General features: G+C 71.8%; 22 protein-coding genes. 11 read left to right on the top strand and 11 right to left on the bottom strand.

The genetic code is table 11. The annotated features are described in order from the left end of the window. The first annotated feature begins 147 nt into the window (after window positions 1–147). From IF655_RS28565 to ybaK, 4 genes are all read left to right on the top strand, one after another. Entirely contained in the window at window positions 148–1725 is a 1578-nt protein-coding gene (locus IF655_RS28565) for an oxidoreductase (RefSeq protein ID WP_199588039.1), read from the top strand. A gap of 167 nt (window positions 1726–1892) precedes the next feature. Beyond that, on the top strand, window positions 1893–2945 hold the full coding sequence (locus IF655_RS28560) for a hypothetical protein (RefSeq protein WP_199588038.1): 1053 nt from the start codon (window positions 1893–1895) through the stop codon (window positions 2943–2945). An 11-nt stretch (window positions 2946–2956) separates the two neighbouring features. Next, window positions 2957–3694: an LON peptidase substrate-binding domain-containing protein gene (locus IF655_RS28555; RefSeq protein WP_199588037.1), complete on the top strand. Its 738-nt coding sequence runs from the start codon at window positions 2957–2959 to the stop codon at window positions 3692–3694. A 24-nt stretch (window positions 3695–3718) separates the two neighbouring features. Beyond that, the gene (ybaK, locus tag IF655_RS28550; RefSeq protein ID WP_199588036.1) at window positions 3719–4219 is read left to right on the top strand and encodes a Cys-tRNA(Pro) deacylase; all 501 of its coding nucleotides are present in this window, start codon (window positions 3719–3721) and stop codon (window positions 4217–4219) included. A gap of 74 nt (window positions 4220–4293) precedes the next feature. Here ybaK and IF655_RS28545 read toward each other — a convergent pair whose 3' ends face one another. The 4 genes from IF655_RS28545 to IF655_RS28530 form a co-directional block, all read right to left on the bottom strand. Then, window positions 4294–4959, bottom strand: coding sequence for a DUF2567 domain-containing protein (locus IF655_RS28545; protein ID WP_199588035.1), 666 nt, complete (start codon window positions 4957–4959; stop codon window positions 4294–4296). A gap of 34 nt (window positions 4960–4993) precedes the next feature. Further along, window positions 4994–5815, bottom strand: a complete 822-nt coding sequence (locus IF655_RS28540) for an ABC transporter permease (RefSeq protein WP_199588034.1) — start codon at window positions 5813–5815, stop codon at window positions 4994–4996. Between the two features lie 121 nt (window positions 5816–5936). Continuing rightward, window positions 5937–6950, bottom strand: coding sequence for an ABC transporter ATP-binding protein (locus IF655_RS28535; RefSeq protein ID WP_199588033.1), 1014 nt, complete (start codon window positions 6948–6950; stop codon window positions 5937–5939). Window positions 6951–7052: 102 nt separating this feature from the next. Continuing rightward, window positions 7053–8285 (bottom strand): NYN domain-containing protein, encoded by a 1233-nt coding sequence (locus IF655_RS28530; protein ID WP_199588032.1) that lies wholly within the window; start codon window positions 8283–8285, stop codon window positions 7053–7055. Between the two features lie 225 nt (window positions 8286–8510). On the opposite strand from IF655_RS28530, the gene IF655_RS28525 reads away from it, so the two are divergent. Next, the gene (locus tag IF655_RS28525; protein WP_199588031.1) at window positions 8511–8687 is read left to right on the top strand and encodes a hypothetical protein; all 177 of its coding nucleotides are present in this window, start codon (window positions 8511–8513) and stop codon (window positions 8685–8687) included. Window positions 8688–8794: 107 nt separating this feature from the next. Here the strand turns inward: IF655_RS28525 and dnaE are convergent, their stop codons facing one another. Beyond that, window positions 8795–12334 carry a DNA polymerase III subunit alpha gene (dnaE, locus tag IF655_RS28520; protein WP_199588030.1) on the bottom strand — a complete coding sequence of 1180 codons (3540 nt, stop codon included), beginning with the start codon at window positions 12332–12334 and terminating at the stop codon, window positions 8795–8797. Between the two features lie 200 nt (window positions 12335–12534). Between dnaE and IF655_RS28515 the strand changes: the two genes are divergently transcribed. The 5 genes from IF655_RS28515 (at window position 12535) to IF655_RS28495 (ending at window position 17750) form a co-directional block, all read left to right on the top strand. Next, a complete protein-coding gene (locus IF655_RS28515; RefSeq protein WP_199588029.1) occupies window positions 12535–13860 on the top strand; it encodes a DUF2252 domain-containing protein in 1326 nt (441 codons plus the stop codon). A gap of 67 nt (window positions 13861–13927) precedes the next feature. Beyond that, window positions 13928–14617, top strand: a complete 690-nt coding sequence (locus IF655_RS28510) for a hypothetical protein (protein WP_199588028.1) — start codon at window positions 13928–13930, stop codon at window positions 14615–14617. Window positions 14618–14713: 96 nt separating this feature from the next. Next, window positions 14714–15523 (top strand): thioredoxin domain-containing protein, encoded by an 810-nt coding sequence (locus tag IF655_RS28505; RefSeq protein WP_199588027.1) that lies wholly within the window; start codon window positions 14714–14716, stop codon window positions 15521–15523. Between the two features lie 91 nt (window positions 15524–15614). Then, window positions 15615–17285 (top strand): alkaline phosphatase, encoded by a 1671-nt coding sequence (locus IF655_RS28500; RefSeq protein WP_199588026.1) that lies wholly within the window; start codon window positions 15615–15617, stop codon window positions 17283–17285. Between the two features lie 114 nt (window positions 17286–17399). After that, complete coding sequence (locus tag IF655_RS28495) at window positions 17400–17750, top strand: SH3 domain-containing protein (RefSeq protein ID WP_199588025.1); 351 nt, start codon at window positions 17400–17402, stop codon at window positions 17748–17750. A gap of 37 nt (window positions 17751–17787) precedes the next feature. Here IF655_RS28495 and IF655_RS28490 read toward each other — a convergent pair whose 3' ends face one another. Next, on the bottom strand, window positions 17788–18357 hold the full coding sequence (locus IF655_RS28490; protein WP_199588024.1) for a dienelactone hydrolase family protein: 570 nt from the start codon (window positions 18355–18357) through the stop codon (window positions 17788–17790). A 111-nt stretch (window positions 18358–18468) separates the two neighbouring features. Here IF655_RS28490 and IF655_RS28485 point away from each other — a divergent pair, with 111 nt between their 5' ends. Then, window positions 18469–19575 (top strand): mechanosensitive ion channel family protein, encoded by a 1107-nt coding sequence (locus IF655_RS28485; protein ID WP_199588023.1) that lies wholly within the window; start codon window positions 18469–18471, stop codon window positions 19573–19575. Window positions 19576–19622: 47 nt separating this feature from the next. Here IF655_RS28485 and IF655_RS28480 read toward each other — a convergent pair whose 3' ends face one another. The 5 genes from IF655_RS28480 to IF655_RS28460 form a co-directional block, all read right to left on the bottom strand. Then, entirely contained in the window at window positions 19623–21209 is a 1587-nt protein-coding gene (locus tag IF655_RS28480; RefSeq protein ID WP_199588022.1) for a Na+/H+ antiporter, read from the bottom strand. Between the two features lie 115 nt (window positions 21210–21324). Beyond that, the gene (locus tag IF655_RS28475; RefSeq protein ID WP_199588021.1) at window positions 21325–21792 is read right to left on the bottom strand and encodes a GNAT family N-acetyltransferase; all 468 of its coding nucleotides are present in this window, start codon (window positions 21790–21792) and stop codon (window positions 21325–21327) included. Continuing rightward, the gene (locus IF655_RS28470; RefSeq protein ID WP_199588020.1) at window positions 21789–22733 is read right to left on the bottom strand and encodes an RluA family pseudouridine synthase; all 945 of its coding nucleotides are present in this window, start codon (window positions 22731–22733) and stop codon (window positions 21789–21791) included. Before IF655_RS28470 ends, IF655_RS28475 begins: the two co-directional genes overlap by 4 nt. Before the next feature lie 96 nt (window positions 22734–22829). After that, window positions 22830–23441 (bottom strand): signal peptidase II, encoded by a 612-nt coding sequence (lspA, locus tag IF655_RS28465; RefSeq protein ID WP_199588019.1) that lies wholly within the window; start codon window positions 23439–23441, stop codon window positions 22830–22832. A 67-nt stretch (window positions 23442–23508) separates the two neighbouring features. Then, window positions 23509–24939, bottom strand: coding sequence for a TraR/DksA family transcriptional regulator (locus IF655_RS28460; protein ID WP_199588018.1), 1431 nt, complete (start codon window positions 24937–24939; stop codon window positions 23509–23511). Window positions 24940–25371: the final 432 nt, after the last annotated feature.

The following is a 25371-nucleotide window of genomic DNA, read 5'->3' as shown; positions in this document are numbered from 1 at the left end:
CCGTCCGCGCGTATCAGTGGCTGATACGACTCGTGGGACAACGGAGGGTACAGAGCGTGGCCGGAACGTCGTCACGTGGTGTGTTGCGGAGGTCACCGGGCGGGCATCAGCGGCGTACGGGTGGCCGAGGACGAAGAGGGGGCCGCTGTGACCGATGGGTCCGGACAGGGCACGGTGAGCCTGCCGGAGGACCTGACCCCCGCCGAGGCGGGCATGTGGCAGGCGTTCCGTGACGGCAGTTTGTACGACCTGACCTGCGGGGACGCCGCCGTGGACGATCCGCACGGCGACTATGTGTGGGGTCCTGGGCGCAGTGTGCGGGCGCGGATCGTGTCCTGGCTGCTGCTGGACGGGCCACCGGCGCTCGCGGGGCGGGTGTCCGCGCTGAAGCTGTCCGGGGTGCGGATCACCGGCACGCTGGAGGTGGCGGGCGGCACGATCACGCCGTACGTGGAGCTGCGCGGCTGCCGTTTCGACGACGAGGTCCGGATGCCGGAGGCGCACTTCACGACGCTGCGCCTGGTGGACTGCGCGGTGCCGCGCCTGGAGGCTGCCCGGGTGCACACCGAGGGCGACCTCCATCTGCCGCGCTGCCGCTTCCGCGAGGGGCTGCGGCTGACCGACGCCCAGATCGGCACCGATCTGCTGCTCAACCAGGCGGTCGCGCACCGGGACCGCAGCGGGCGCTCCCTCGCCGGGGACGGCATCAGCGTGGGCCAGGACCTCCAGGCGGAGATGCTGGAGTCGTACGGCGAGCTGAGCCTGCGCGGCGCGACGGTCGGGGTGTCGCTGAGCCTGCGCGGGGCACGGCTGGTCAATCCGTACGCGCGGCGCGCGCTGAACGCCCCGCAGCTCACGGTGGGCCGCACGCTGTACATGACCCCGGCCGGGGTGGGCAGCCCGCTGCTGAGCGGGACCACGCCCGCGCGCGGGACCCGGGTGCAGTCCTTCGAGTGCCGGGGCGGGGTGCGTCTGGACGACGGGCGGTTCGGGGACGCGGTGGACCTGGAGCGGGCGCGGTTCGTGCTCGGTGACGACCAGGAGGTGTCGCTGCGCCGGGTGCAGACGCCCGAGCTGCGTTTCCTCGGGGACCGTTTGTCGCGCGGGCGCGTGGTGCTCTCGGGCGCCCGGATCGTGAACCTGGTGGACCACGCGGGGAGCTGGCCGGAGCCGGGCAACCTCCAGATGGGCGGTTTCGCGTACGAGAACCTGGTGCCGAGGGGACCGTTCCCGCTGACCCGGCGCCTGGACTGGGTGGCGGCGGCGACCGCCGAGTACCACCCGGAGCCGTACGAGCGTCTTGCGGCGGTGCTGCGGGCGGCCGGGGAGGACGAGGACGCCCGCGAGGTGCTGCTGGCCAAGCAGCGCAGGCGCCGCGAGACGCTGCCGCTGGCGGCCAAGCTCTGGGGCTACGCGCAGGACTGGGCGGTGGCGTACGGCTACCGGCCGGGGCGGGCGGCGGTGTGGATGGCGGTGCTGTGGGCGGCGGGCACGCTGGCGTTCCGGCACGCCGGGCACCATCCGATGGACCCGGACGCGCATCCCGCCTGGAGCCCTGCCCTGTTCACCCTGGATCTGCTGCTGCCGGTGGTGGACCTCGGGATGGCGGGCCAGTGGCGGCTGCGCGGGGGCTGGCCGTGGCTCGCGGCGGCGCTGATCCTGCTGGGCTGGGTGCTGGCGACGGCGGTGGCTGCGGGGGCGACGCGGTTGCTGCGCCGGGGGTGAGCGGCGGTACGGCGGAGGCGGGTGGGGCGCGTGAGGGGAACCGACATTTCAGCGGGCTCCGGACAAGACCGCAGAAGTCACCTTTTTACCGGTTCTTGACCTGACGTGATACAACCTTCCACGACTTGCCCCAACCCTCTGGCGCAGCCGCGACCTGCGGACTTTCAATGGTCGACACCATGGTTCCACTGCCCGCGTTCCTCCGCCCCACCCGGATGACACGACGCGCCGCGCGCCCGGTCGGCCCCACCCCGGCCGCCGACGACGCCGTCCTCGACGCGCCGGACGACCGTCTCTCCCCCGTGCTCGTCGCCGCCGCGCGCGGTGAGTACGCACCCGCCGCCGCCCTCCTCGCCGCCACCCGCGCGGCGGGGCGCTGGGAGGACCGGGACGGCTACGCGCGGCGCCTGGCCGCCTTCGCCCACGCGCGCCCGGAGTGGTTCGACGCGTGGCGCGCGGCAGCCCCCGACGACCCGGGCGCGCTGCTCGTGGCCGCCCAGCTCGCGGTGGACCGCGTCTGGTACTCCCCCGCCCGGGCCGAGCTGCTGCGCGCGGTGAGCCCGCTGATCACCGCCGCCGCCCGCGCCGACGACCGCGACCCGGTGCCCTGGCGGATCGCGCTGGACCACGCGCGCGGCTCGAAGGCGGGCCACCGCTACTTCGAGGAGCTGTGGGAGGCGGCCGTACGCCGTGCCCCGCACCACTACGGCTGCCATGTCGCCGCACTGCGCTATCTCGGCACCTTCTGGCACGGCTCGCACGGCGAGTGCTTCGACTTCGCCGAGCGCGCCGCGCAGGACGCGCCCGCGGACTCCCTCGTGCAGGCGCTGCCCGTGCGGGCCGCCTTCGGCTATCTGACGGACCTGTGCGGCCCCGAGGTGGGCAGGACCCGCCTCGACGCGGCCGCCGACCGCGCGGCGGACCTCTCCGGGCGTCTCCCGGCGGCCGACCCGTGGCCCGCCGAGGTCCGCAACAAGCTGCTCTACGTGCTGCTGCGCCTGGAGCGCTGGGACGACGCCCGCGAACAGGCCGCCCTGATCGGCCCGTACGCCACCTCCTTCCCCTGGACGCTGGTCTCCGACGACCCGCTCGGGCACTTCCTGCGGGTGCGCGAGGCGCTGCTCGCGGGGGGTGCGGGCACCGCGCTCACGGGGCTGATCCCGACACCCCGGCGGCCGGACGGTGGCCGCCAGGGGTCCAGTGGCGGCCATGACCATTAGGCTGGGGCGTCGTGACCACCGCCCGCCTGCCTCTCTTCCCGCTGAACACGGTGCTGTTCCCGGGTCTCGTGCTGCCGCTGACCGTCTTCGAGGAGCGGTATCGCGCCATGATGCGCGAGCTGCTGAAGACCCCGGAGGAGGAGCCGCGCCGGTTCGTCGTCGCCGCCATCCGGGACGGCCACGAGGTGGCGCCGAGCGCCCCGGGGATGCCTGATCCGACCGCGCTGCCCGACCAGGGCCCGGCCGCGGGCTTCGGTCCCGACCCGCTCAAGGCGGTGCACCGGATCGGCTGTGTGGCGGACGCGGCGACCATAAGGGAGCGGGAGAACGGCACCTTCGAGGTGCTGGCGACCGGCACCCGGCGGGTGCGGCTGCTTTCGGTGGACACCACGGGCGCCTTCCTCACCGTCGAGGTCGAGGAGCTGACCGAGGAGCCCGGCGACGAGGCGGGCGCGCTCGCGGAGGGCGTCCTCGACTCCTTCCGGCGCTACCAGAAGCGCCTTGCGGGCGCCGCCGAGCACTCGCTGTCCGACGCGGAGCTGCCCGACGACCCGGGCGTCGCCTCCTACCTGGTCGCGGCGGCCATGGTCCTGGACACCCCGACCAAGCAGCGCCTCCTCCAGGCACCGGACACCGCCTCCCGGCTGCGCGACGAGCTGAAACTCCTTCGCTCGGAGACCGCCATCATCCGTAGCCTGCCGTCGCTGCCCGCGTTCGAACTGACCCGGGCGCGCACCAGCCTGAACTGACCCGAACCGAGGCACACACCCCCGATGGCGAAGAAGTCCAAGAAGCAGCAGTCCGGCGGAACCCCGGCGACGGTGGCGCTCACCTCCGCCGGTGTGGAACACACGGTCCACTCCTACAACCACGACCCGTCCCACCCCTCCTACGGCGAGGAGGCGGCCGAGGCGATGGGCGTCTCCCCCGAGCGCGTCTTCAAGACGCTGGTGGCCGAGGTGGACGGCGCGCTGACGGTGGCGGTGGTCCCCGTCTCCGGCTCGCTCGACCTCAAGGCGCTGGCGTCGGCGGTGGGCGGCAAGCGGGCCGCGATGGCCGACCCGGCGCTCGCGGAGCGCACGACCGGCTATGTCCGGGGCGGCATCTCCCCGCTCGGCCAGCGCAAGCGCCTGCCCACGGTCCTGGACGCCTCGGCGGAGGACCACACCACGATCTGCGTCTCGGCGGGCCGCCGGGGTCTGGAGGTCGAGCTGGCGCCCAAGGCGCTGGCAGAGCTGACCTCGGCGGTGCTGGCGCCGATCGCCCGCGCGTAAGGGCGGCGGACATGCGTGAGGGCCCCGGATCGGGGCCCTCGGAACGCACTTGAGCTTCTGCCGGGGCGGCTGACCTACTGCTGCGGCGGCGGGCCGTACTCGCCCGGGACGTAGTCCTCGTGCTCCTCCGGGTCGCGGGGACCGAAGAGCGCCGTCAGCCCCAGATGGACCAGGAGCGCGGCGAACGGCCAGGCGAGCAGCGCGCCCTTGGCGCCCAGGCGCAGCGGCGCCGCGAAGGTGACCCCGGCGCCGACCGCCTTCGCGCGGGCGATGACGTCCTCGGCGGGTCCGAGCCACACCCCGAGCCGCCAGGCCACCAGCGAGGCCAGCAGCCCGCCGACCCCGAGACCGACCGCGAGCGGCACGCCCCCGCGACGGCGCACCAGGAACACGCCGAGCGCGCTGAGAACGCCGAAGGCGAGACCCAGCAGGGTGAACGTGCCGTCCACCCCGACCGCCTGCTCGCCCTCGCTGTCCTTGAGGTACACCACCCAACTGTGGTCCGCCGAGTCGCCGACGAGCGGCACGTGCGGGGCGAGCTGCCACCACAGCACGCCGAGCAGCACCCCGCTCAGCGCCACCACCGCCGCGATCACGGCGGCCTCCCGCACTTCGGTCTTCATTCCGGGGCCGTCCTGTTCGTACCGTTCCGCGGCCGGCTCACCGTCGGGCGGTCCCTGCCGGACCGGGTGCGCGGAGTCTTCGTGCGGCGGCGGAGGGGGAGTCAGCGGTGCGGTCACCCTGACATCGTGCCAGGTCGTGCTGTGGGCCGCGTCACCGGACGGCGGCTCGGCGATAGGCGCGGGTGGCCACCGCCAGCGAGATCACGCCGACGCCCGCGCACACCCCCAGGTCAGCGAGGACCACGGCCCAGTCGGGGTGCGGACCGAAGGTGCGGGCGTACGCCTCGACGCCGTAGGTCGAGGGCAGCAGGTCGCGGGCGAGGCGGACGATCCCCGGCATCCGGTCGGCGGGCAGCACACCGAGCAGCAGCGCCGCCGACATGCCGAGCTGGCCGAGCAGGGTGGCCAGTTCGGGGCGCGGGGCGAGCAGTCCGCAGGCGGCGCCGACACCGGACAGGGCTGCCCCGGCGAGCGGGATCACCGCCAGCAGCACCCACAGGTTGGACACCGGCAGCCCGAACAGCGCGCAGCCGAACAGCGCGGTGACCAGGGTGCCGGGCACGGTGAAGGAGGCGTACGCCGCCGCCGCGCCCAGCACCACGGCGGCGGGCGGCACCGGCAGGGTGGCGTAGTGGTCGAGTCCGCCGCTCGCGCGCAACTGGCCGAAGTACTGCGAGAGCAGGTTCAGCGCCACGTAGGCGACGACCAGCACGGAGGACCCGGCCACCACCGACCACGCCTCGGGACCGCCGTCGACGACCCCGCGCATCATCACGGCGATGCCGACGGACTGGAAGACGGCCACGAACAGCAGCGGGATGCGCGCCACCCGGGCGCGGGAGAGCTGCGCCCGGTAGACGGCGGCCAGCGACGGCCCGAACCGCGCGGGCGGGCCCAGTTCGACCGCGCGCCGGGCCTGCTCGGGCACGGTCCGCACGGCACCGGTGGCGACCTCCGCGGATACGACACTCACGACGAGCTGCTCCTCTTCCCGACGGCGGCGGGGGCGCCGTCTGCCAGGGACCACGGCGTCCACTGGGACCATACGGACACGGCGGGTGCCGCGCTCAGCGCGGGTACGGCGAGCCCCTTGCTCATCCCCTCACCAGCCCCTGCCGGGCCGCGCCGCCGAGCGCGAGGTAGACGTCCTCCAGGCTCGGGGTGGCGAGGGTGAAGTCGTCCAGCGCGGCAAACGCGGCGCCGCCGGTGACGGTGGCGACGGCTGCCCGCGCCTCCTCGGGGGCGAGCCGCAGCGTCCAGCGGCGGCCGGACTCGGTGGCCCGCTCCCGCAGGACGGCGACCTCGGGCACCTCCAGGGGCGCCCGCTCCCGCCACACCAGTTCCACCCGCACCTCGCCGGAGACGCGTTCCTTGAGTCCGGAGGGGGTGTCGCAGGCGATCACCCGCCCCCGGTCGAGGACGGCGACCCGGTCGAGGACGGTCTCGGCCTCGATGACGTTGTGGGTGACGAGCAGCACGGTCGTGCCGCGCTCGGCGCGCCGCCGGTCCACAGCGCTCCAGACCGCGCGCCGGGCCACCGGGTCCATGCCGGTGGTGGGCTCGTCGAGCACGAGCAGCGGGCGGTCCCCGACGAGCGCGGCGGCCACGCAGGCGAGCCGCCGCTGTCCGCCGGACAGCCTGGTCAGCGGGCGTCCGGCGAGGGGACCGAGTTCCAGCTCGTCCAGGACGGCGTCGCGCTCGTCGCGCGCCTGCCGGGCGTCCAGACCGCGCAGCCGCGCGGTGGTCTCGACGGCGAGGGCGACGGTCAGCTCGTCCAGGGCGGAGGACTCCTGGCCGAGGTAGGCGAGGATGCGGGCGGCGCGCTCGGGGTGGCGCACGATGTCGTGGCCGAGGATCTCGACGCTGCCGGAGTCGGGGCGCAGCAGCCCGGTGAGCTGGCGGACGAGGGTGGACTTGCCGGCGCCGTTCGGACCGAGCAGCCCGAAGACCTCGCCGCCGCGCACCTGGAGGTTCACCTGGTCGGTGGCCCGTACCTCGGACGTGCCGGGGGTTCCGCGCCGTCCCTTGACGGGCGGGTAGGTCTTGCTGAGTCCGCGCACGCGTACGGCTTCGTCGTACCGAAGTGCCTGTCCCGCGCGCGTACTCACAAGGGAGGAGCGTACGGGGTGCGGACCCTTTACTCGTCTTTGGGGCACCTCATCTCGGCATCCCCCGGTTCCGCCCCGCCGCGGTCCCGGTTCAGCCCCTGGTCACTCCCCGGGCGGGGTGTCGGTGGCCGCCGCGGGGACGTCGAACTCCCGCCAGAAGCCCGCCCGGATGGCGTAACGGTCGTGCTCGTCGATCTGGTCGTCCTTGTGGGCGAGCAGACCGAAGCGGGCGGCGTAGCGCAGCAGCTCGCCGTCGATGCGGTGCGGGATGCGCGGGTACATCGCGGACAGCCGGTGCAGATGACCCTGGTCGCCGAGGCGGGACATCCAGCGGCGGGCGAAGACCTGGCCGACCTCGTAGGGGTCGCCGCCGACGGTGGTGATGTCCTCCTCGCGGTCCGCCCAGCGCTGCTCGGCGGTGGTGAGCTGGGCGAGGGTCGGCATGGCGGCGACCTCGGGCGGCTCGGCGGGGGTGCCGGGGCGGTCCACCCAGCCCTTGTCGGAGGACCAGCGCAGGGTGGCGCTGGAGGGGTGCTGCGCGGCGTGCGGGGCGGCGGCGCCGGGTGCGCGCAGCGCGGCGAGGTCCTTGGGGGTGGGGACGCCCTTGGTGGTGCTGGGGCGCTCCTCGGTGCCGTTGCGGGCGGGTCCCGACGCCGGGTGGGGGTGGGCGGTCTCCTCGTCGGCGCGTTCCCCGGCGGGGGCGAGCGCGGACTCGGGCAGCGGGGCGGAGAGGATCGCGGCGATGTCGGGGCGGGGCGGGGGCGGGGTGGCGCAGACGCCGGTGAGTTCCTTGGCGCGGACGGCCTGGATGATCCAGGCACGGTCCAGGACGCGCCGCTCGTCGGCCTCGGCGACCAGGTCCTCGGACTGGTTGTAGTCGCCGTCGGCGGCCTGCACGGCCCACAGGTGGACGGCGACGCCGTGCTCCTTGGCGGCCATCATGCCGGGCAGCAGATCGCCGTCGCCGGTGACCAGGACGATGTCGGAGCAGGCGCGGTTGCGGGCCAGCTCGGTCAGCTCGGCGTGCATGGCCGCGTCGACGCCCTTCTGCGCCCAGCGCCCGTCGGTACGGGTCAGGGCGCCGAGCCGGACGGTGACGCGGGGCATCACGCGGAGTCTGCGGTGCTCGGGCTGCGGGACCCGGTCGGGGGCGCCGTCGAACCAGTAGATGCGCAGCAGCGGGCGCCCGGTCTCCGCCTCGGCGCGCTCGCGCAGGGCGTGGATCAGCGCGGGGTGGTCGACGGTGATCCGGGACCGCGAGGGTTCACCGGCGAGGAGGCTGGCGGCGGCACCCAGCAGATACCCGGCGTCCACCAGGACGATGCAGCGGTCCACGCGACTCACCCTCTTCCCCGGAGGTTTTGCTTCGGACTTCCTTCGAGTCTGCCCGACCGCCCGGGGGTTAACGGCCCGAACTCGATCTTCGGCGTGGCGTTTCCGGCGTCCGCGCCCCCACCACCCCTGTCACAGACGGTAATTATCCGACATGCGATTGATGTCAGCGTATGTGAATCTGATGTCGGCCCTGGCCCCTAGACCCCCTTCAGGAGGCAGATCCCCATGGCCAAGAACAAGAACCGCAAGCAGACCGGCCCGAAGAACCGCTCGTCCCAGGCCGAGCAGGCCCCGGAGAACTCGCAGCGGCAGGCCGCCGAGGCGCACGAGCCCGCCGCGCAGGGCGCGGGCGGCGCCTCGGACTACGCCCGCAAGCAGAACAAGCGCTTCGGACACAACTGAGTGCTTTTGAAGGGCGTATGAGCCCGGCGAGCGTATGAAGAAGGGGCGCACTCCCGCGGGGTGCGCCCCTTCTCACTTCCGTGTTTTCACTGCCGTGCCCGGTGTGTTCAGCCCGCCAGGCAGGACGGGCCGAGGAGCACCTTGAGGTCGCCGTAGAGCGCCGGGTCGGGCTTGACCCGGTGCCGGTCCAGGCGCAGGACCGTGGTCTTGTGCGGTCCTTGGAGCTTGATGCGGACCTCGCTGTCGCCCTTGTGGTGGCTGAGGATCTCGCCGAGGCGGCTGACCATGGGCGGGGTGACGCGGGTGGCCGGGATGGTGAGGATCACCGGCGCGTTGGTGCCCGCGTTGGACAGGTCGGGCACCTGGAGCTCCATGGCCACCAGCCGGGGCACGTCCTCGCGCTTGTCGAGCCGCCCCTTGACGAACACCACGGCGTCCTCGACGAGTTGGGTCGAGACGAGCTGGTAGGTCGCCGGGAAGAACATGCACTCGATGGAGCCCGCGAGGTCCTCCACGGTGGCGATCGCCCAGGCGTTGCCCTGCTTGGTCATCTTGCGCTGGAGACCGGAGATGATGCCGCCGATGGTCACCACCGCGCCGTCGGAGTGCTCGCCACCGGTCAACTGGGAGATGCCCGCGTCCGCCTTGTCGGAGAGCACGTGCTCCAGACCGAAGAGCGGGTGGTCGGAGACGTAGAGACCGAGCATCTCCCGCTCCTGGGCGAGGAGATAGGTCTTCTCCCACTCCTCGTCGGTGAACTGGACGTCGAGTCCGAAGCCGGGTTCGTCGCCCGCGTCCTCGCCCATGCCGCCGAAGAGGTCGAACTGTCCCTCGGCCTCCTTGCGCTTGACCGCGACCACGTTGTCGATCATCGGCTCGTACTGCGCGGTGAGTCCCTTGCGGGTGTGGTTCATCGAGTCGAAGGCGCCTGCCTTGATCAGCGACTCGGTGGTGCGCTTGTTGCAGGCGACCGCCTCGACCTTGTCGAGGTAGTCCGGGAAGGAGAGGTACTTCCCCTTGGTCTTGCGGCCCCGGATGATCGCCTCGACCACGTTGGTGCCGACGTTGCGCACCGCGGAGAGCCCGAAGAGGATCACGTCGTCGCCCTGGGCGGCGAAGTTGGACTCCGACTCGTTGACGTTCGGCGGGAGCACCTTGATGCCCATGCGGCGACACTCGTTGAGGTAGACCGCCGACTTGTCCTTGTCGTCCTTGACCGAGGTCAGCAGTCCCGCCATGTACTCGGCCGGGTAGTTGGCCTTGAGGTAGGCGGTCCAGTAGGACACCAGACCGTACGCGGCGGAGTGCGCCTTGTTGAACGCGTATCCGGCGAAGGGGACCAGCACGTCCCACAGCGCCTGGATCGCCTCGTCGCTGAAGCCCTTGTCGCGGGCGCCCTTCTGGAACAGGACGAAGTTCTTCGCCAGTTCCTCGGGCTTCTTCTTGCCCATCACGCGGCGGAGGATGTCGGCCTCGCCGAGCGAGTAGCCCGCGATGATCTGGGCGGCCTTCTGCACCTGCTCCTGGTAGACGATCAGGCCGTGGGTGACGTCCAGGACCTCCCGGAGCGGCTCCTCCAGCTCCGGGTGGATCGGCGTGATCTCCTGCTGCCCGTTCTTGCGCAGCGCGTAGTTCGTGTGGGAGTTCATGCCCATCGGACCCGGGCGGTACAGGGCGGAGACGGCGGAGATGTCTTCGAAGTTGTCCGGCTTCATCAGGCGCAGCAGCGAGCGCATGGGTCCGCCGTCGAACTGGAAGACGCCGAGGGTGTCGCCGCGCTGGAGCAGTTCGAAGGTCTTGGGGTCGTCGAGCGGGAGGCTCAGGAGATCGATGTCGATCCCCTTGTTCGCCTTCACCATCTTGACGGCGTCGTCCATGATCGTGAGGTTGCGCAGACCCAGGAAGTCCATCTTCAGCAGACCGAGCGACTCACAGCTCGGGTAGTCCCACTGCGTGATGGTCACACCGTCGGTGTGCCGCACCCAGACCGGGACGTGCTCGGTGATGGTCTCGCTGGACATGATCACGCCGGCGGCGTGCACACCCATCTGCCGGACCAGACCCTCCACACCGCGCGCGGTGTCGATGACCTTCTTCACGTCCGGCTCGTTCTCGTACATCCCCCGGACCTCGCCCGCCTCCGAGTAGCGGGGGTGGCTCGGGTCGGTGATGCCGGAGAGCGGGATGCCCTTGCCGAGGACGTCGGCGGGCATGGCCTTGGTGATGCGGTCGCCCATGGCGTACGGGTAGCCGAGGACGCGCGCGGAGTCCTTGATCGCGTTCTTGGCCTTGATGGTGCCGTAGGTGCCGATCATGGCGACCTTGTCGGCGCCGTACTTCTCGGTCACGTACCGGATCACCTCGACGCGCCTGCGCTCGTCGAAGTCGATGTCGACGTCGGGCATCGAGATGCGCTCGGGGTTGAGGAACCGCTCGAAGATCAGACCGTGCGGGATGGGGTCGAGGTCGGTGATGCCCATGGCGTACGCGACGATCGAACCGGCCGCGGAGCCTCGGCCGGGACCGACCGCGATGCCGTTGTTCTTGGCCCACATGATGAAGTCGGCGACGACGAGGAAGTAGCCGGGGAAGCCCATCGAGATGATGACGTCCATCTCGTACTCGGCCTGCTTCTGCCGGTCCTCGGGGATGCCGCCGGGGAAGCGGCGCTCCATGCCGCGGCGGACCTCCTCCTTGAACCAGGTGACCTCGGTGTAGCCGTCCGGGATGTCGAACTTGGGCATGAGGTTCTTGGCCTCGAACATGCCCGTGGTGTCGACCATCTCGGCGACCAGGAGGGTGTTGGCGCAGCCCTCCTGCCAGGCGTCGGAGGAGTCGATGGCGTACATCTCGTCCGTGGACTTGAGGTAGTAGCCGGTGCCGTCGAACTTGAAGCGGTCGGGGTCGGAGAGGTTCTTGCCGGTCTGGATGCACAGCAGGGCGTCGTGGGCGGTCGCCTCGTGCGCGTACGTGTAGTGCGAGTCGTTGGTGACCAGCGGCGGGATGCCGAGCTTCTTGCCGATCTCCAGGAGACCGTCGCGGACCCGGTGCTCGATGTCGATGCCGTGGTCCATCAGCTCCAGGAAGTACCGGTCCTTGCCGAAGATGTCCTGGTAGTCGGAGGCGGCCTTGAGCGCCTCGTCGAACTGGCCGAGCCGCAGCCGCGTCTGCACCTCGCCCGAGGGGCAGCCGGTGGAGGCGACGATGCCCTCGGACCACTGCGAGATGGTCTCCTTGTCCATCCGCGGCCACTTCTGCAGCCAGCCCTCGGCGTACGCGTCGGAGGACAGCCGGAAGATGTTGTGCAGACCGGTCTTGTTCACCGCCCACATCGTCTTGTGGGTGTAACCGCCCGAGCCGGAGACGTCGTCCCGCTTCTGGTGCGGCTGACCCCACTGGATCTTGCGCTTGTTGCGCCGGGACTCGGGGGCGACATACGCCTCGATGCCGATGATCGGGGTGATTCCGGCTTTCTTCGCGGTGTGGAAGAAGTCGTACGCGCCGTGGAGGTTGCCGTGGTCGGACATGGCGATGTGTGTCATGCCCATCTCATTGCAGGCATTGAACATGTCCTTGAGCCGCGCGGCACCGTCCAGCAGCGAGTACTGGGTGTGGACGTGCAGGTGCGTGAAGGGCGGCTTCGACACGGTTTGGCCTCCAGGTGAACAAGCAGGGGGACAGCGAAGAAGTCTATGCCCCGGCACTGACACTCACGGGCTCCGTCCGCGTACCTTCATCGGGAACCGGGCACTCCCGCGCCGCGTCGCCCGTTGGAGACGGGGGAAGCGCGCCGCGGCCGCTCCCTCTTTTTCACACGCACCGCACCAGCACCAGGAGGCACCCCGCGATGTCGGTTCCCCAGCTCAGCGACGAGCAGCGCGGCGAGGAGATCCTCGCCGTCTTCGACACCGCCTTCGGCCGGCTCCTGGCCGCCGACCCGGCCGCGTTCCGGGTGAAGTTCCGCAAGATGGCCGCGAGCGCCTTCGCGTTCTACCGGGGCACCGCCTGCCTCTTCTACCACGACCTCGATGCGGAGAAGCGGGGCGGTCCGTACCTGGACGAGCGCACCTCGCGGGTGTGGATACACGGCGATCTGCACGCCGAGAACTTCGGCACGTACATGGACTCCAACGGCCGCCTGGTCTTCAACGTCAACGACTTCGACGAGGCGTACGTCGGCCCCTTCACCTGGGACCTCAAGCGCTTCGCCGCCTCCATCGCGCTGATCGGATACGCGAAGGCGCTCAGCGACGAGCAGATCACCGAGCTGGTCACGGTCTACGCGGCCGCCTACCGCGAGCGCGTCCACGCCCTCGCCACCGGCGCCAAGGACGACGAGGTGCCGCCGTTCACCCTGGACACCGCCGAAGGTCCGCTCCTGGACGCGCTGCGGGACGCCCGCTCGCTGACCCGGTTCGGGCTCCTTGAGTCGATGACCGAGATCCGCGACTTCGAGCGCCGCTTCGCGCCGGGCGGCGGCTCCATCGAGCTGGACGCCGCCACCCGGTACAAGGTGCTGGCCGCCTTCGACGGCTACCTGGAGACGCTGCCGGAGAGCAGCCTGGTCCGCCCGGAGTCGTACCGGGTGAAGGACGTCGTGGGGCGCCGGGGCGTCGGCATCGGCTCGGCCGGGCTGCCGTCGTACAACGTCCTCCTGGAGGGCGCCACCGACGCCCTGGAGAACGACGTGGTGATCTACATCAAGCAGGCGCAGACCCCGGCCGTCTCCCGGCACATCACCGACCCGGCGATCCGTGACTACTTCCAGCACGAGGGCCACCGCACGGTGATCTCCCAGCGCGCCCTCCAGGCGCACGCCGACCCGTGGCTCGGCTGGACCGAGCTGGACGGCGCGGGTCAGCTCGTGGCCGAGATCTCGCCGTACGCGGTCGACCTTGACTGGGGCGACATCGACGACCCGGAGGAGATCGCGACCGTCGTCGCCGACCTCGGCCGGGCCACGGCCACCATGCACGCCGCCGCCGACGACCAGTCCGGCGAGTCCCTGGTGCCGTTCTCCACCGAGCGCGCCATCGACGCGGCCCTCGCCGCCGACGAGGAGAGCTTCGCGCCCCTGCTGGTCGACTTCGCCCACAGCTACGGCGCCCGCGCCCGCGGCGACCACCAGATCTTCCTCGACCTGTTCCGCAACGGCCGGATTCCGGGGCTGTGACCTTCCCGGCTCCCCCGGGACCTTTGAGGTCCCCTTCACCGCGTACGTGACACACTCTCCTCTCACCATGGACATATCCGGGACTCAGCTCAGGGCCGTGCGCGCGGCGCTGTTCACGGCCTTCACCGTGACGCTCGCCGCCGCGTCGCACGTCCTGCTGTCCCGGACCCCGCTGCCGCCGGTGACCGTGCTCGCGGTCGCCTGCGGGGTGTTCCTCGCGGCGTACGCGCTGGCGGGGCGCGAGCGCGGCTTCGGCCGCATCGCGGCGCTCCTGGTCCCGCTGGAGCTGGCGGCGGACACGGTCTTCACCACCGGGCAGCACGCCTGCTACGGCCGCGCGGGCGGCCCGGTGGCGGGCCCGCTGCACTCCCTCGGTCTCGACCTGCTGTGCCGGGGCGGCGCGGTGGGCACCCCGCTGGCCCGGCTGTCCGGGGTGCCCGCGCGGGCGGCCGTACCGCTCGCCCACCCGGCACCGGCGACCGCCTGGCTGCTGCTCGCCGCGCACATCGCGGTGGGGCTGCTGGCGGCCGCGTGGCTGCGCCGGGGCGAGCGGGCGCTGGCCGCGCTGCTGCGCGCGGTGACCGCGACCACGTTCCGCCCGCTGCTGCTCGCGGTGGCCGCCGTGGCGGTCCGCCCGGCTCCCGCCCGCCGTCTCCCGCGCCCCCGGTCGCGCCCGGCTCGCGCGCGCGGTCTGCTTCTCTCGCACTCCCTGGGACGACGCGGCCCTCCGTGCCCGCCCGCCCTCGCCTGCCCCTGAGGGGCGGCGCCGAGCACGGCTCGGCTGCCCATACGTATCCCCGCGTACCTGTGCCCCGAGCACGTCGTGTGCGCGTCCCCTATGGAGATCACCACCATGAGCAACCGGAACACCCAGGCAGCGAAGACGGCGGCGCGCGAGCGGCTGCGCCAGGAGCGCGAGCGCGAGGCCAAGCGCGCCAAGGTCAAGCGGCAGATCGTCGTCGGCGTCTCGGCGATAGCCGTCCTCGCCGCGGCGGGCGGCATAGGCTACGCCGTCGTCCAGGCCAACAAGCCGAGCGCCTGGGAGGCGGCCAAGACCGCCAAGGTCGTCGCCCCGGCCAACACCTCGGGCAAGGACGGCACCACGGTCGTCATCGGCAAGGACAGCGCCAAGAAGACCCTCAAGATCTACGAGGACCCGCGCTGCCCGGTGTGCGCCGAGTTCGAGCAGAAGGTCGGCACGACCGTCAAGAAGGACATCGACGACGGCACGTTCAAGTTCCAGTACATCGGCGCCACCTTCATCGACAGCCACGACAACGGCGAGGGCTCCAAGAACGCGCTGAGCGCGCTCGGCGCCGCGCTGAACGTCAGCCCCGAGGCGTTCCTCCAGTACAAGTCCGCGCTGTACTCGACGAAGTGGCACCCGGACGAGACGACCGACAAGTTCAAGGACGACGCCTACCTCATCAAGGTCGCCGACACCGTCCCGGCGCTGAAGAACAACACCGGGTTCCAGAACGCGGTGAAGAAGGGCACCTACGACGCCTGGGCGATGCGCATGTCGAAGACCTTCGACGACAACAAGGACGGCGTGAGCGGCACCCCGGGCTTCGTCATGGACGGCAAGCAGCTCAACAACGGCAGCCCCCTGCTGACGGTGGCCGACTTCGACCGGGTGGTGGGCGCGGCTCTCAAGGGCTGATCCCCCGGCGATCCCCTTCACCGGGTGAAGAGCGGGCGAACTTTCGGAGTTCGCCCGCTCTTTCGCTTACCGATCAGTAGCCTGATCGGCCGTGACCAGACCATCGAGACCTCTCGCTGCCGCCCAGGCCCTCAACTCCCTTGCGCCCAGCCGCCGCAGCGTCGTCAAAGCCGCTGCCGCCACCGCCGCGCTCGCCGGGCCGCTCGCCGCCGCGCTGCCCGCGCGTGCCGCCACCGCCGCCCCCGTCTTCGCGCACGGCGTGGCCTCCGGGGACCCGCTGCCCGACGGGGTGCTGCTGTGGACCCGGGTGACGCCCGTGCCCGAGGCGCTGCCCGGCTCCGGCGTCGGTCCCGACACCGAGGTGAGCTGGACCGTCGCCCGGGACAAGGCGCTCACCTCGGTCGTCGCCTCCGGCTCGGCCACCGCGACGGCCGCCGCCGACCACACCGTGAAGGCCGACATCAGGGGTCTCGCGCCCGCCACCGACTACTGGTTCCGCTTCTCCTCCGGCGGCACCGACTCCCCCGTGGCCCGCACCCGCACCGCCCCGGCCGCCGACGCGAACGTCGCGGGTCTGCGCTTCGGCGTGGTCTCCTGCGCCAACTGGGAGGCGGGTTACTTCAGTTCCTACCGCCACCTCGCGGCCCGCGGCGACCTGGACGCCTGGCTGCACCTGGGCGACTACATCTACGAGTACGGCAGCGGCGAGTACGGCACCCGTGACAAGGTCGTCCGCCCGCACGCCCCCACGCACGAGATCCTCACCCTGGCCGACTACCGCGTCCGGCACGCGAAGTACAAGACCGACCCCGACCTGCAGGCGCTGCATCTGAAGGCGCCGGTCGTCGCGATCTGGGACGACCACGAGTTCGCGGACAACGCCTGGTCGGGCGGCGCGACCAACCACACCGAGGGCGCCGAGGGCACCTGGTCGGCGCGTCAGGCCGCCGCCAAGCAGGCGTACTTCGAGTGGATGCCGGTCCGCCCGGCCGTCGCGGGCACCACCTACCGCAGGCTGCGCTTCGGCAAGCTCGCCGACCTCTCCCTGCTGGACCTGCGTTCCTTCCGCTCCCAGCAGGCGTCCACCGCGAGCGGCGCGGTGGACGACCCGGACCGCACGATCACCGGGCGCGCCCAGTTGGACTGGCTGAAGGCGGGGCTCAAGGCGTCGGACACCAGGTGGCGTCTGGTCGGCAACTCGGTGATGATCTCGCCGTTCTCGGTGGGCTCGCTCTCCGCCGACCTGCTGAAGCCGCTGGCCAAATTGCTCGGGCTGCCGCAGGAGGGCATCGCCCTCAACACCGACCAGTGGGACGGCTACACCGACGACCGCCGCGAACTCCTCGCCCATCTGCGGACCAACGCCATCGGCAACACCGTGTTCCTGACCGGCGACATCCACATGGCGTGGGCCAACGACGTGCCCTACGACGCGGGCACCTATCCGCTCTCGGCGTCCGCCGCGACCGAGTTCGTGGTCACCTCGCTCACCTCGGACAACCTCGACGACATCGTGAAGGTCCCCGAGGGCACGGTCTCGGCGGTCGCCGCGCCGGTCATCCAGGCCGCCAACCGGCACGTCCACTGGGTCGACACCGACCGCCACGGCTACGGCGTCCTGGACATCACCGCCGACCGCGCGCAGATGGACTACTACGTGATCTCCGACCGCGCGAACCCCGACGCGACCTCGGCGTGGGCACGTTCGTACCGCACCCGCAGCGGCACGCAGAAGGTCGAGCGGACCTACGACCCGGTGTAGCGGTCCGTCACGGCGCGTCGCGAGGAACCCGGCACCGGCAGGCAACCGGTACGACGATCTCTTCATCTGAGGAGGCAGGTGACACGTCGTCACCTCGACCACGATGGGAGACACATGGCCACCCCCCAAGGTGCCTTGAAGAAGACCGCCACTCTCGCGGCCGCCATGGCCGTAGCCGGGTTCGCCTTCGTCGGCCAGGCGCAGGAAGCCTCGGCGGCACCGGCGTTCGTCAATCTGACGGTGCTGGACCAGGGCGGCGCCCCCGTGTACAGCCAGCCGACCAGCTCCTCCACGCGCTACCGCGTGGAGCGGGCCGGGGCGACGCTGCGCATCCAGTGCTCGACCACCAAGACGCCCTCGGGCGCCCGGTGGTTCAGGATCTACGACTCCCAGCCCACGGGCTGGGTGTACTCCGGGCACTTCGAGTCGCTGGTGCACCCGCCCAAGGAGTGCTTCCCCGGCTGAACGCCCGCTCCGGCGGGCGCCGGGTCGCCCTGAGCCGCTACAGGCTGTCGAGAAAGCCGAGCGCCACCCGCCAGGTGGCCTCGGTGGCCTCGGCGTCGTAGTCCGGGGTGTCCTGGAACATGTAGAGGTGGCCGGCGCCGGGGTAGCGGTAGACCTCGACGTCGGCACCCGCGCGGCCCATCTGGAGGTACCAGGCGCTCAGCCAGTCGTCCGTCTCGAACGGGTCCGGCTCCGCCACGTGCAACTGCACGGGGAGTTCGTCCACGTGCGCGGACGGCGCGATGTCCGAGGTGCCCTGGAGGAGCAGCAGCCCACGCGCCTTCTCGTCGCCGAGGGCCAGCGTCTGGGCGATCGAGGCGCCGAGCGAGAACCCGGCGTAGACCAGTTGGCGCTCGGAGTAGGGCGCGGCGGCGAGCACCGCCCGCTTCAGCAGCTCGTCCTTGCCGATCTCCTCCTTGAACTCCATGCCCTCCTCGAACGAGTCGAAGGTGCGCCCCTCGAAGAGGTCCGGCGTCCACACCTCGTGACCGGCCGCGCGCAGCCGGTCGGCGGCGTCGCGCACCTCGGAGGTCAGCCCGAGGACGGAGTGAAAGAGCATGATGTTCATGGCCCCATGGTGCCAGCCGGGTCCCCGGACCGCCGGACCGGCACGGCCTCCTACCCGCTGGGTGAGCGAACACTCAGGTTCATCACGGCTTCTCGCGGTTAGGCGCACCGGATGGAGAACGACATCCGTCCCCTGATCGTGCTCGGCGGCTCCGTCGTGCTCACCGTACTGATCGGCTGGGGCACCGACGTGCTGCTGCGCAAGGCCGACGAACAACACGGCGAGACCCCGCTGTGGGGTCTGCTGCGCCGCTGCCGCATCCCCTATCAACTGGTGCTGCTGGTCGCCCTGCTGAGAGGTTCCTTCGGCCAGGTGCCCGCGCTGCGGGACCACCGGGTGGGCATCGGGCAGACGCTGACCCTGGTGCTGATCGGCTCGACCGCCTGGCTGGTGATCGGCATCGCGGCGGCCGTCGTCGAGACCTCGTACAGCCGCTATGCCCGCGCCCACCGCGACCAGGCGAGGGTGCGCCGGGTGCGCACCCAGGTGACGCTGATCATGCGGGTGGTGTCGGCGATCGTCGGAGTGGTCGCGGTCGCCGCGATGCTGCTGACGTTCCCGGAGATGCGCGCGGCGGGTGCCTCGCTGCTGGCGTCGGCGGGTGTGCTCGGCATCGTCGCCGGTGTGGCCGCGCAGGCGACGCTGGCCAACATGTTCGCCGGGCTCCAGATCGCCTTCGGCGACATGGTGCGCATCGGGGACACGGTCGTCGTGGACGGCGAGTGGGGCACCGTGGAGGAGATCACGCTGACGTTCCTGACCGTGCGGACCTGGGACGAGCGCCGGATCACCATGCCGGTCTCGTACTTCACCTCCAACCCGTTCGAGAACTGGTCGCGCGGCACCCCGCAGATGACCGGCACCGTCTTCTGGCAGCTCGACCACAGCGCGCCGATCGAGGCGATGCGCGAGCGGCTGCGGGACATCCTGCGCGCCTGCCCTGCCTGGGACGGCCGCGCGCACAGCCTGGTGGTGACGGACACCGCCCCGAACACCATCGAGGTGCGCGCCCTGGTGACCGCGAAGGACGCGGACGACATCTGGACGGTACGGGTCGCGGTCCGCGAGCAGATGATCGCCTGGCTGCGCACCGAGCACCCCTACGCGCTCCCCCGCGTCAACACCTCCGACGCGGTGCCCGCCCCGGACCAGATCCCGTCCCCGGACCGCAAGACCCTGCGCCACGCCTACGAGTTCCCGCGCACGGGGCGCGGTTAGAGACCCCGTCCAGAGTCCCCGTCGCGACCGGGTGCCGGGGTGCCGGATCAGCGCAGGCTGCGCACGTCCAGGTGCCTCAGCACCCGGTCGACGATCTCCGGGTCGGCGCCCGGTTCGCTGCGCGCGGCGAGCACCTCGTGGCGGGCAGCGCTCATCATCTCCGCCTGGATCTTGCGCACCCGCCGCAGCCGCCGCGCCCGCTGCTTGTGCGCCTCGCGGCGCTCCTCCTCGCCCATGTCGGGGCTGATCCGGATGCCGATGTCGAAGGCGCGCCGCAGCATCTGCTCGGAGAGTTCCTCGGGCAGCTCCTCGACCTGTTCGATCTCCCGCAGCCGCCGCCGCGCCGCCCTGGTCGCGCGCACCGCCAGCTCCGTCTCGAACTCCTTCTCCCGCTCGGAGTCCGCCCGCACCCCGAGCCTGCGCACCAGCCAGGGCAGGGTGAGCCCCTGGAGCACCAGGGTGGCGATGATCACCCCGAAGGCGATGAAGATGATGATGTCCCGGTCCGGGAAGGGCGCACCGGCCTTGGTGCTCAGCGGGATGGCGAGCGCCAGCGCCACCGAGGCCACCCCGCGCATCCCGGACCACCACATCACGACGGTCTCGCGCCAGCCGACCGGGATGTCCTCGTCGTAGTCGCGCCGGGCGTGCAGCCGCTTGGTCAGCCAGGTCGCGGGCATCAGCCACAGCAGCCGGACGAGGACCACGGTGGCCGCGACGGCAGCCGCCCAGCCGAGCAGCTCGCCCCAGCGCCCGGAGGCGGTACGGATCGCGTTGTGCAGTTCGAGACCGATCAGCCCGAAGGCCACGCCGGTCACGAGCGTGTCGATGATGTCCCAGAAGGTGTGCCCGGCGAGCCGGGTCATCACGTCGTCGGCGTCGGTGGCGTACTCGGCGAGGAACAGCGCGGTGGTGAGCACCGCGAGCACCCCGGAGCCGTGCAGCCCCTCGGCGAGCACGTAGGAGGCGTACGGCACCAGCAGGGTGAGCCCGATCTGGAGGGTGGCGTCGCCGAGCAGGTCCATCAGCTTGTTGGCGCCCCAGCCGAGGACCAGTCCGACGACGACGGCGACCACGGCGGACAGCACCAGGTCGAGCCCGGCGCCCCAGGGGGAGAACTCCCCGCTCACGGCGGCGGCGATGGCCACGTGGTAGAGCACGATCGCCGTGACGTCGTTGAAGAGCCCCTCGCCCTCCAGGATCGACACCAGGCGGCGGGGCAGCCCGAGCTGTCCGGCGACGGCGGTCGCCGCCACCGGGTCGGGCGGGGCGATCAGCGCGCCCAGCGCGACGGCGGCGGCGACCGGCAGTCCGGGCACGATCGCGTGAGCGACGGCCGCCACGCACACCGTCGTCACGAAGACCAGGGCGACGGCGAGCAGGAAGATCGGGCGTTTGTTGGCCGTGAACTGCCGCCAGGAGGTGCGGCGTACGGCCGCGTAGAGCAGCGGGGGCAGCAGCGCGGGCAGGATGAGGTCCGGCGGGATGTCGACGTTCGGCACGAAGTCGAGCACCGCGAGGATCCCGCCGAACACCGTCATCAGCACCGGCGCCGGGAGCCCGAACCACTCCCCCACCGGGACGCTCACCAGGGCCGCGAGCAACATCACGAACAGCAGGGCCAACTGATCCACGTCGAGCGCTCCGGGAGTCCGCGATCACACCGCAAAGCTCAAGACTGCCACGCCGCCCGGCGGGACCCGGGGTCCGACCCGGCGGGCGGGGCGACGGCGACGGGCGGGGCGACGGCTACAGGGCGCGGCGCATCGCCCGGTGCGGTATTCCGGCGTCCGGGAACTCCGGACCGTACTGCGTGTATCCCAGGCGCTCGTAGAAGCCGAGGGCGTGGGTCTGGGCGTGCAGGTCCACGGCGGTCAGTCCGAGCGCGCGGGCCGCGTCCTCCACGGCGCGCACCAGGGCAGCGCCGACGCCGAGTCCGCGCGCGGCGCGCGTGACGGCCAGCCGCCCGAGCGAGCCCACCGAGGCGTCCGCGCCGGTGTACCCGGTGGCCGCCGCGCCGTGCAGCAGGCGTCCGGCGCCGAGCGGGGTGCCGTCGGCGCCGAGCGCGAGCACGTGCACGGCGTCCGCGTCATGGGCGTCGTACTCGATGTCCTCGGGGACGCCCTGTTCGACGACGAAGACCTCCTTGCGGACCGCGAAGCACGCCTCGCGGTCGTCCGGTCCGTCCGCGACCCGGACCGTGTACGGCGCGCTCACGCGTAGGTCTCCTCCCGCACCAGGTCGAGGGCCCGCTGCAGGTCCTCGGGGTACTCGCTCGCGAACTCGACCCACTGGCCGTCCGCCGGGTGCTCGAAGCCGAGCCGGACCGCGTGCAGCCACTGGCGCTGCAGCTTGAGCCGCTTGGCGAGGGTGGGGTCGGCGCCGTAGGTCAGGTCGCCGACGCAGGGGTGGCGGTGGGCCGACATGTGGACGCGGATCTGGTGGGTGCGACCGGTCTCCAGCTTCACGTCCAGCAGGGAGGCGGCGCGGAACGCCTCGATGAGGTCGTAGTGCGTCACGGAGGGCTTGCCCTCGGCGGTGACCGCCCACTTGTAGTCGTGCTGGGGGTGGCGGCCGACGGGGGCGTCGATCGTGCCGCTCATGGGGTCGGGGTGGCCCTGGACCAGCGTGTGGTAGCGCTTGTCGACCGTGCGCTCCTTGAACTGGCGCTTGAGCGAGGTGTACGCCCGCTCCGACTTGGCGACGACCATCAGTCCGGAGGTGCCCACGTCGAGCCGGTGCACGATGCCCTGGCGCTCGGCGGCGCCGGAGGTGGAGATCCGGTACCCGGCGGCGGCGAGACCGCCGATGACGGTCGGGCCGGTCCAGCCGGGCGAGGGGTGCGCGGCCACGCCGACCGGCTTGACGATGACGACCACGTCGTCGTCGTCGTACACGATCTCCATGCCCTCGACGGGCTCCGCGACGATCTGGACGGGGGCGGGTGCCTGCGGCATCTCGACCTCCAGCCAGGCACCGCCGTGCACCCGCTCGGACTTGCCGACCACGGCGCCGTCGACCTGGACCTTGCCGGCCGCCGCCAGCTCCGCCGCCTTGGTGCGGGAGAAGCCGAACATCCGGGAGATGGCGGCGTCGACACGCTCGCCCTCCAGGCCGTCGGGCACGGGCAGGGTTCGGATCTCGGGAATCGTGCTCACCCGTCGAGTATGCCGGACGGGTGGGAGGGCACCGAACGAGCCTGTGGAAAACCCGGGGGCGGCGCCCCTGCCGTCAGTCCTTGTGGACGGTGCCGTTCAGTCCTTGTGGACGGTGCCGTCCGGGTCCAGACCCCGGAAGGACAGCAGCACGATCAGGATGCCGCCGCACACGATCGCCGAGTCGGCCAGGTTGAACACCGCGAACCCCTTGGGCGCGATGAAGTCGACGACCTCGCCCTCGAAGATGCCGGGAGCCCGGAAGATGCGGTCGGTGAGGTTGCCGAGGGCGCCGCCGAGCAGCAGACCGAGCGCGATGGCCCAGGGGGTGCTGTAGAGCTTGCGGGCCAGCCGGATGATCACACCGATGACGACCGCCGCGATCACGGTGAAGATGATCGTGAAGGCGGCGCCGAAGCCGAAGGCGGCACCGGGGTTGCGGATGGCGTGCAGCTCGAGGAGGTCGCCGATCAACTGGATCGGGGCGCGGTGCTCCAGCTTGGCGACGACGAGCAGTTTGCTGCCCAGGTCGAGGGCGTAGGCGAAGGCGGCCACCGCGAACAGCACGGCGATCCGGCGCCCGCGCCCGGTCCGCCGGGCGGCGTCCTGTCCGTCCGCACCGGGCCCGGCGGGCGCGGCGGCGGTCTCAGGCCGCTCGCCGCCGTCTTCCGGGGTGTCCGGCGTACCGATGATGCGCTCCGCCTCTGCCACGTGAGTCCCTCAACCTAGGTGCCTGACTGACGACGAGACTACGGCACGCCCCGGCGTACGCCCTCGCTCAGGAGCGCCGTTCCTGCTTCTGCTTGCACTCGACGCACAGGGTGGCCCTCGGGAACGCCTGCATCCGCGCCTTGCCGATGGGATTGCCGCAGCTCTCGCACAGACCGTAGGTGCCCGCGTCCAGCCGTTCCAGGGCGCGTTCGGTCTGGGTGAGCATCTCGCGCGCGTTGGCGGCGAGCGCCATCTCGTGCTCGCGGGTGATGTTCTTGGTGCCGGTGTCGGCCTCGTCGTCGCCCGCGCCGTCCGCGCTGTCACGCATCAGACCCGCGAGCGCGGCCGCGGAGGAGTCGATCTCGTCACGGAGCCGGTCGGCGTCGCCGGTCAGCTCCGCGCGGGCTTCGTCGACCTCCTCCGGGGTCCAGGGGTCCTCGCCGGGGCGTACCGCCAGCTCGCCGGGTTCGGCGGCGGGCCGCGCCTTGGGTACGGCGGTCTGCTCCGCCGTTGCCGTGCCAGGAGTCTTCTTCGCAACCACCCTCGTGGCTCCCGTCTGCCCGGCGGCACGCGCCGCACTGGTCTTCTTGGCCGCGGTCTTCTTGGCGGCGGTCTTCTTGGCGGCGGTCTTCTTCGCCGCCGTCTTGCCGACCGCCTTCTCGGCTGTCTTCTTGTTCCCCGCCGCACCGGCGGTCTTCCTGGTGGCCTTCGCGGCCGGGGTGCCCTCGGGGGGCGCCGCCTCGGTGGCTGTCGCCATGGCGGCCGTCTTCTCAGCAGTCACCGTCTCGCCGCCCGTCCTCTTGTGGCCCGTGGTGGTCTTCCTGGCAGTGGTGCGCTTGGCAGTACTGGTCTTCTCCCCGGCGTCTTCCCGCTTCTTCGCGGATTTCCTCGCCGGAGCGCTCTTGGTGGGGACCTTCTTCGCGGAAGCTTTCTTGGTGGCGGCCGCCTTGGTGGCGGTCTGCTCGGGGGCGGTCGCCTTGGCAGCGACCTTCTCGGCAGCGGCTTTCTTGCTGGCGGACTTCTTGGTGGCGGACTTTCTGGTGGCGGACTTTTCCGCCGAAGCCTGCCGCGTCGGAGCCTGCTCCGCAGGGGTCTGGTCGGCGGGAGCCATCCCGGGAGCCGCCTTCCCGGTAGCCGTCTTCCGCGCCGCCCTCTTGTCGGCAGCCGCCTTCTCGGCGGACTTCTCCCGCGCCGCCGTCTTGTCGGCAGCCGACTTCCCGGTGACCGCCTTCCCAGTGGCCGCCTCGTCGGCAGCCGCCTTCCCGGCGGCAGTCTTCCCGCTCGACTTCTCCCGGGAGACCGTCTCCCCGGCTCTCGCCCCGGAGGCGTCCTTCCCGGCAGCCTTCTTCCCGGCGGCTTTCCCGGTGGACGCCTTCTTCGCCGTCCCGCCGCCTCCCGAGGCCGCCCGCAGCCGCCGCCCGTCCTGCCCCGGCGGCCCGACACCGGCAAGGGTTCCCGCTGAGCCACCGGAGGTACCGGCGGTCTTCTTCGCCACCATGGCCGCGGCCCCTTCACATATTGTGATCTTGCACGCGAATCGTGCTGGGACGATAAATCGACTTGAGTCCCGCGGCAACGGGGCACGCCGCCCGATTCGCCCGCCCCGCACCCCCCGCGCAGCAGACCTGCATCCGTTGTGCCCAGCTCGCGTGCGGGTAATCCGCCAGGAGGGCGGCGCCCTGACGCGCGTCCCGGCCCACTGGCCATTCGGGTCACCGCCCCACTCCGCCACCCCCACCCCGCCCCCGCCGGAAAACCGGTCGGCCGCTGTCCGCCCGGCGCCGTACACTGGGCGGAGCGAGAAGCGTGGATGGGGACGAGTAGCGTCGTCAGCAGCCCAGAGCGAGCCGGGGACGGTGGGAGCCCGGTGGCGAGCGCGATGTGAAGATCACCCCGGAGCCGCCGGAGGAAAGCCCGCGAGGGCGAGTAG

The organism is Streptomyces sp. DSM 110735 (genome assembly GCF_016482685.1).
GTDB lineage: Bacteria > Actinomycetota > Actinomycetes > Streptomycetales > Streptomycetaceae > Streptomyces.
The sequence above is the reverse complement of the archived record's forward strand: the minus strand, read 5'-3'. Positions and strand labels throughout refer to the sequence as shown.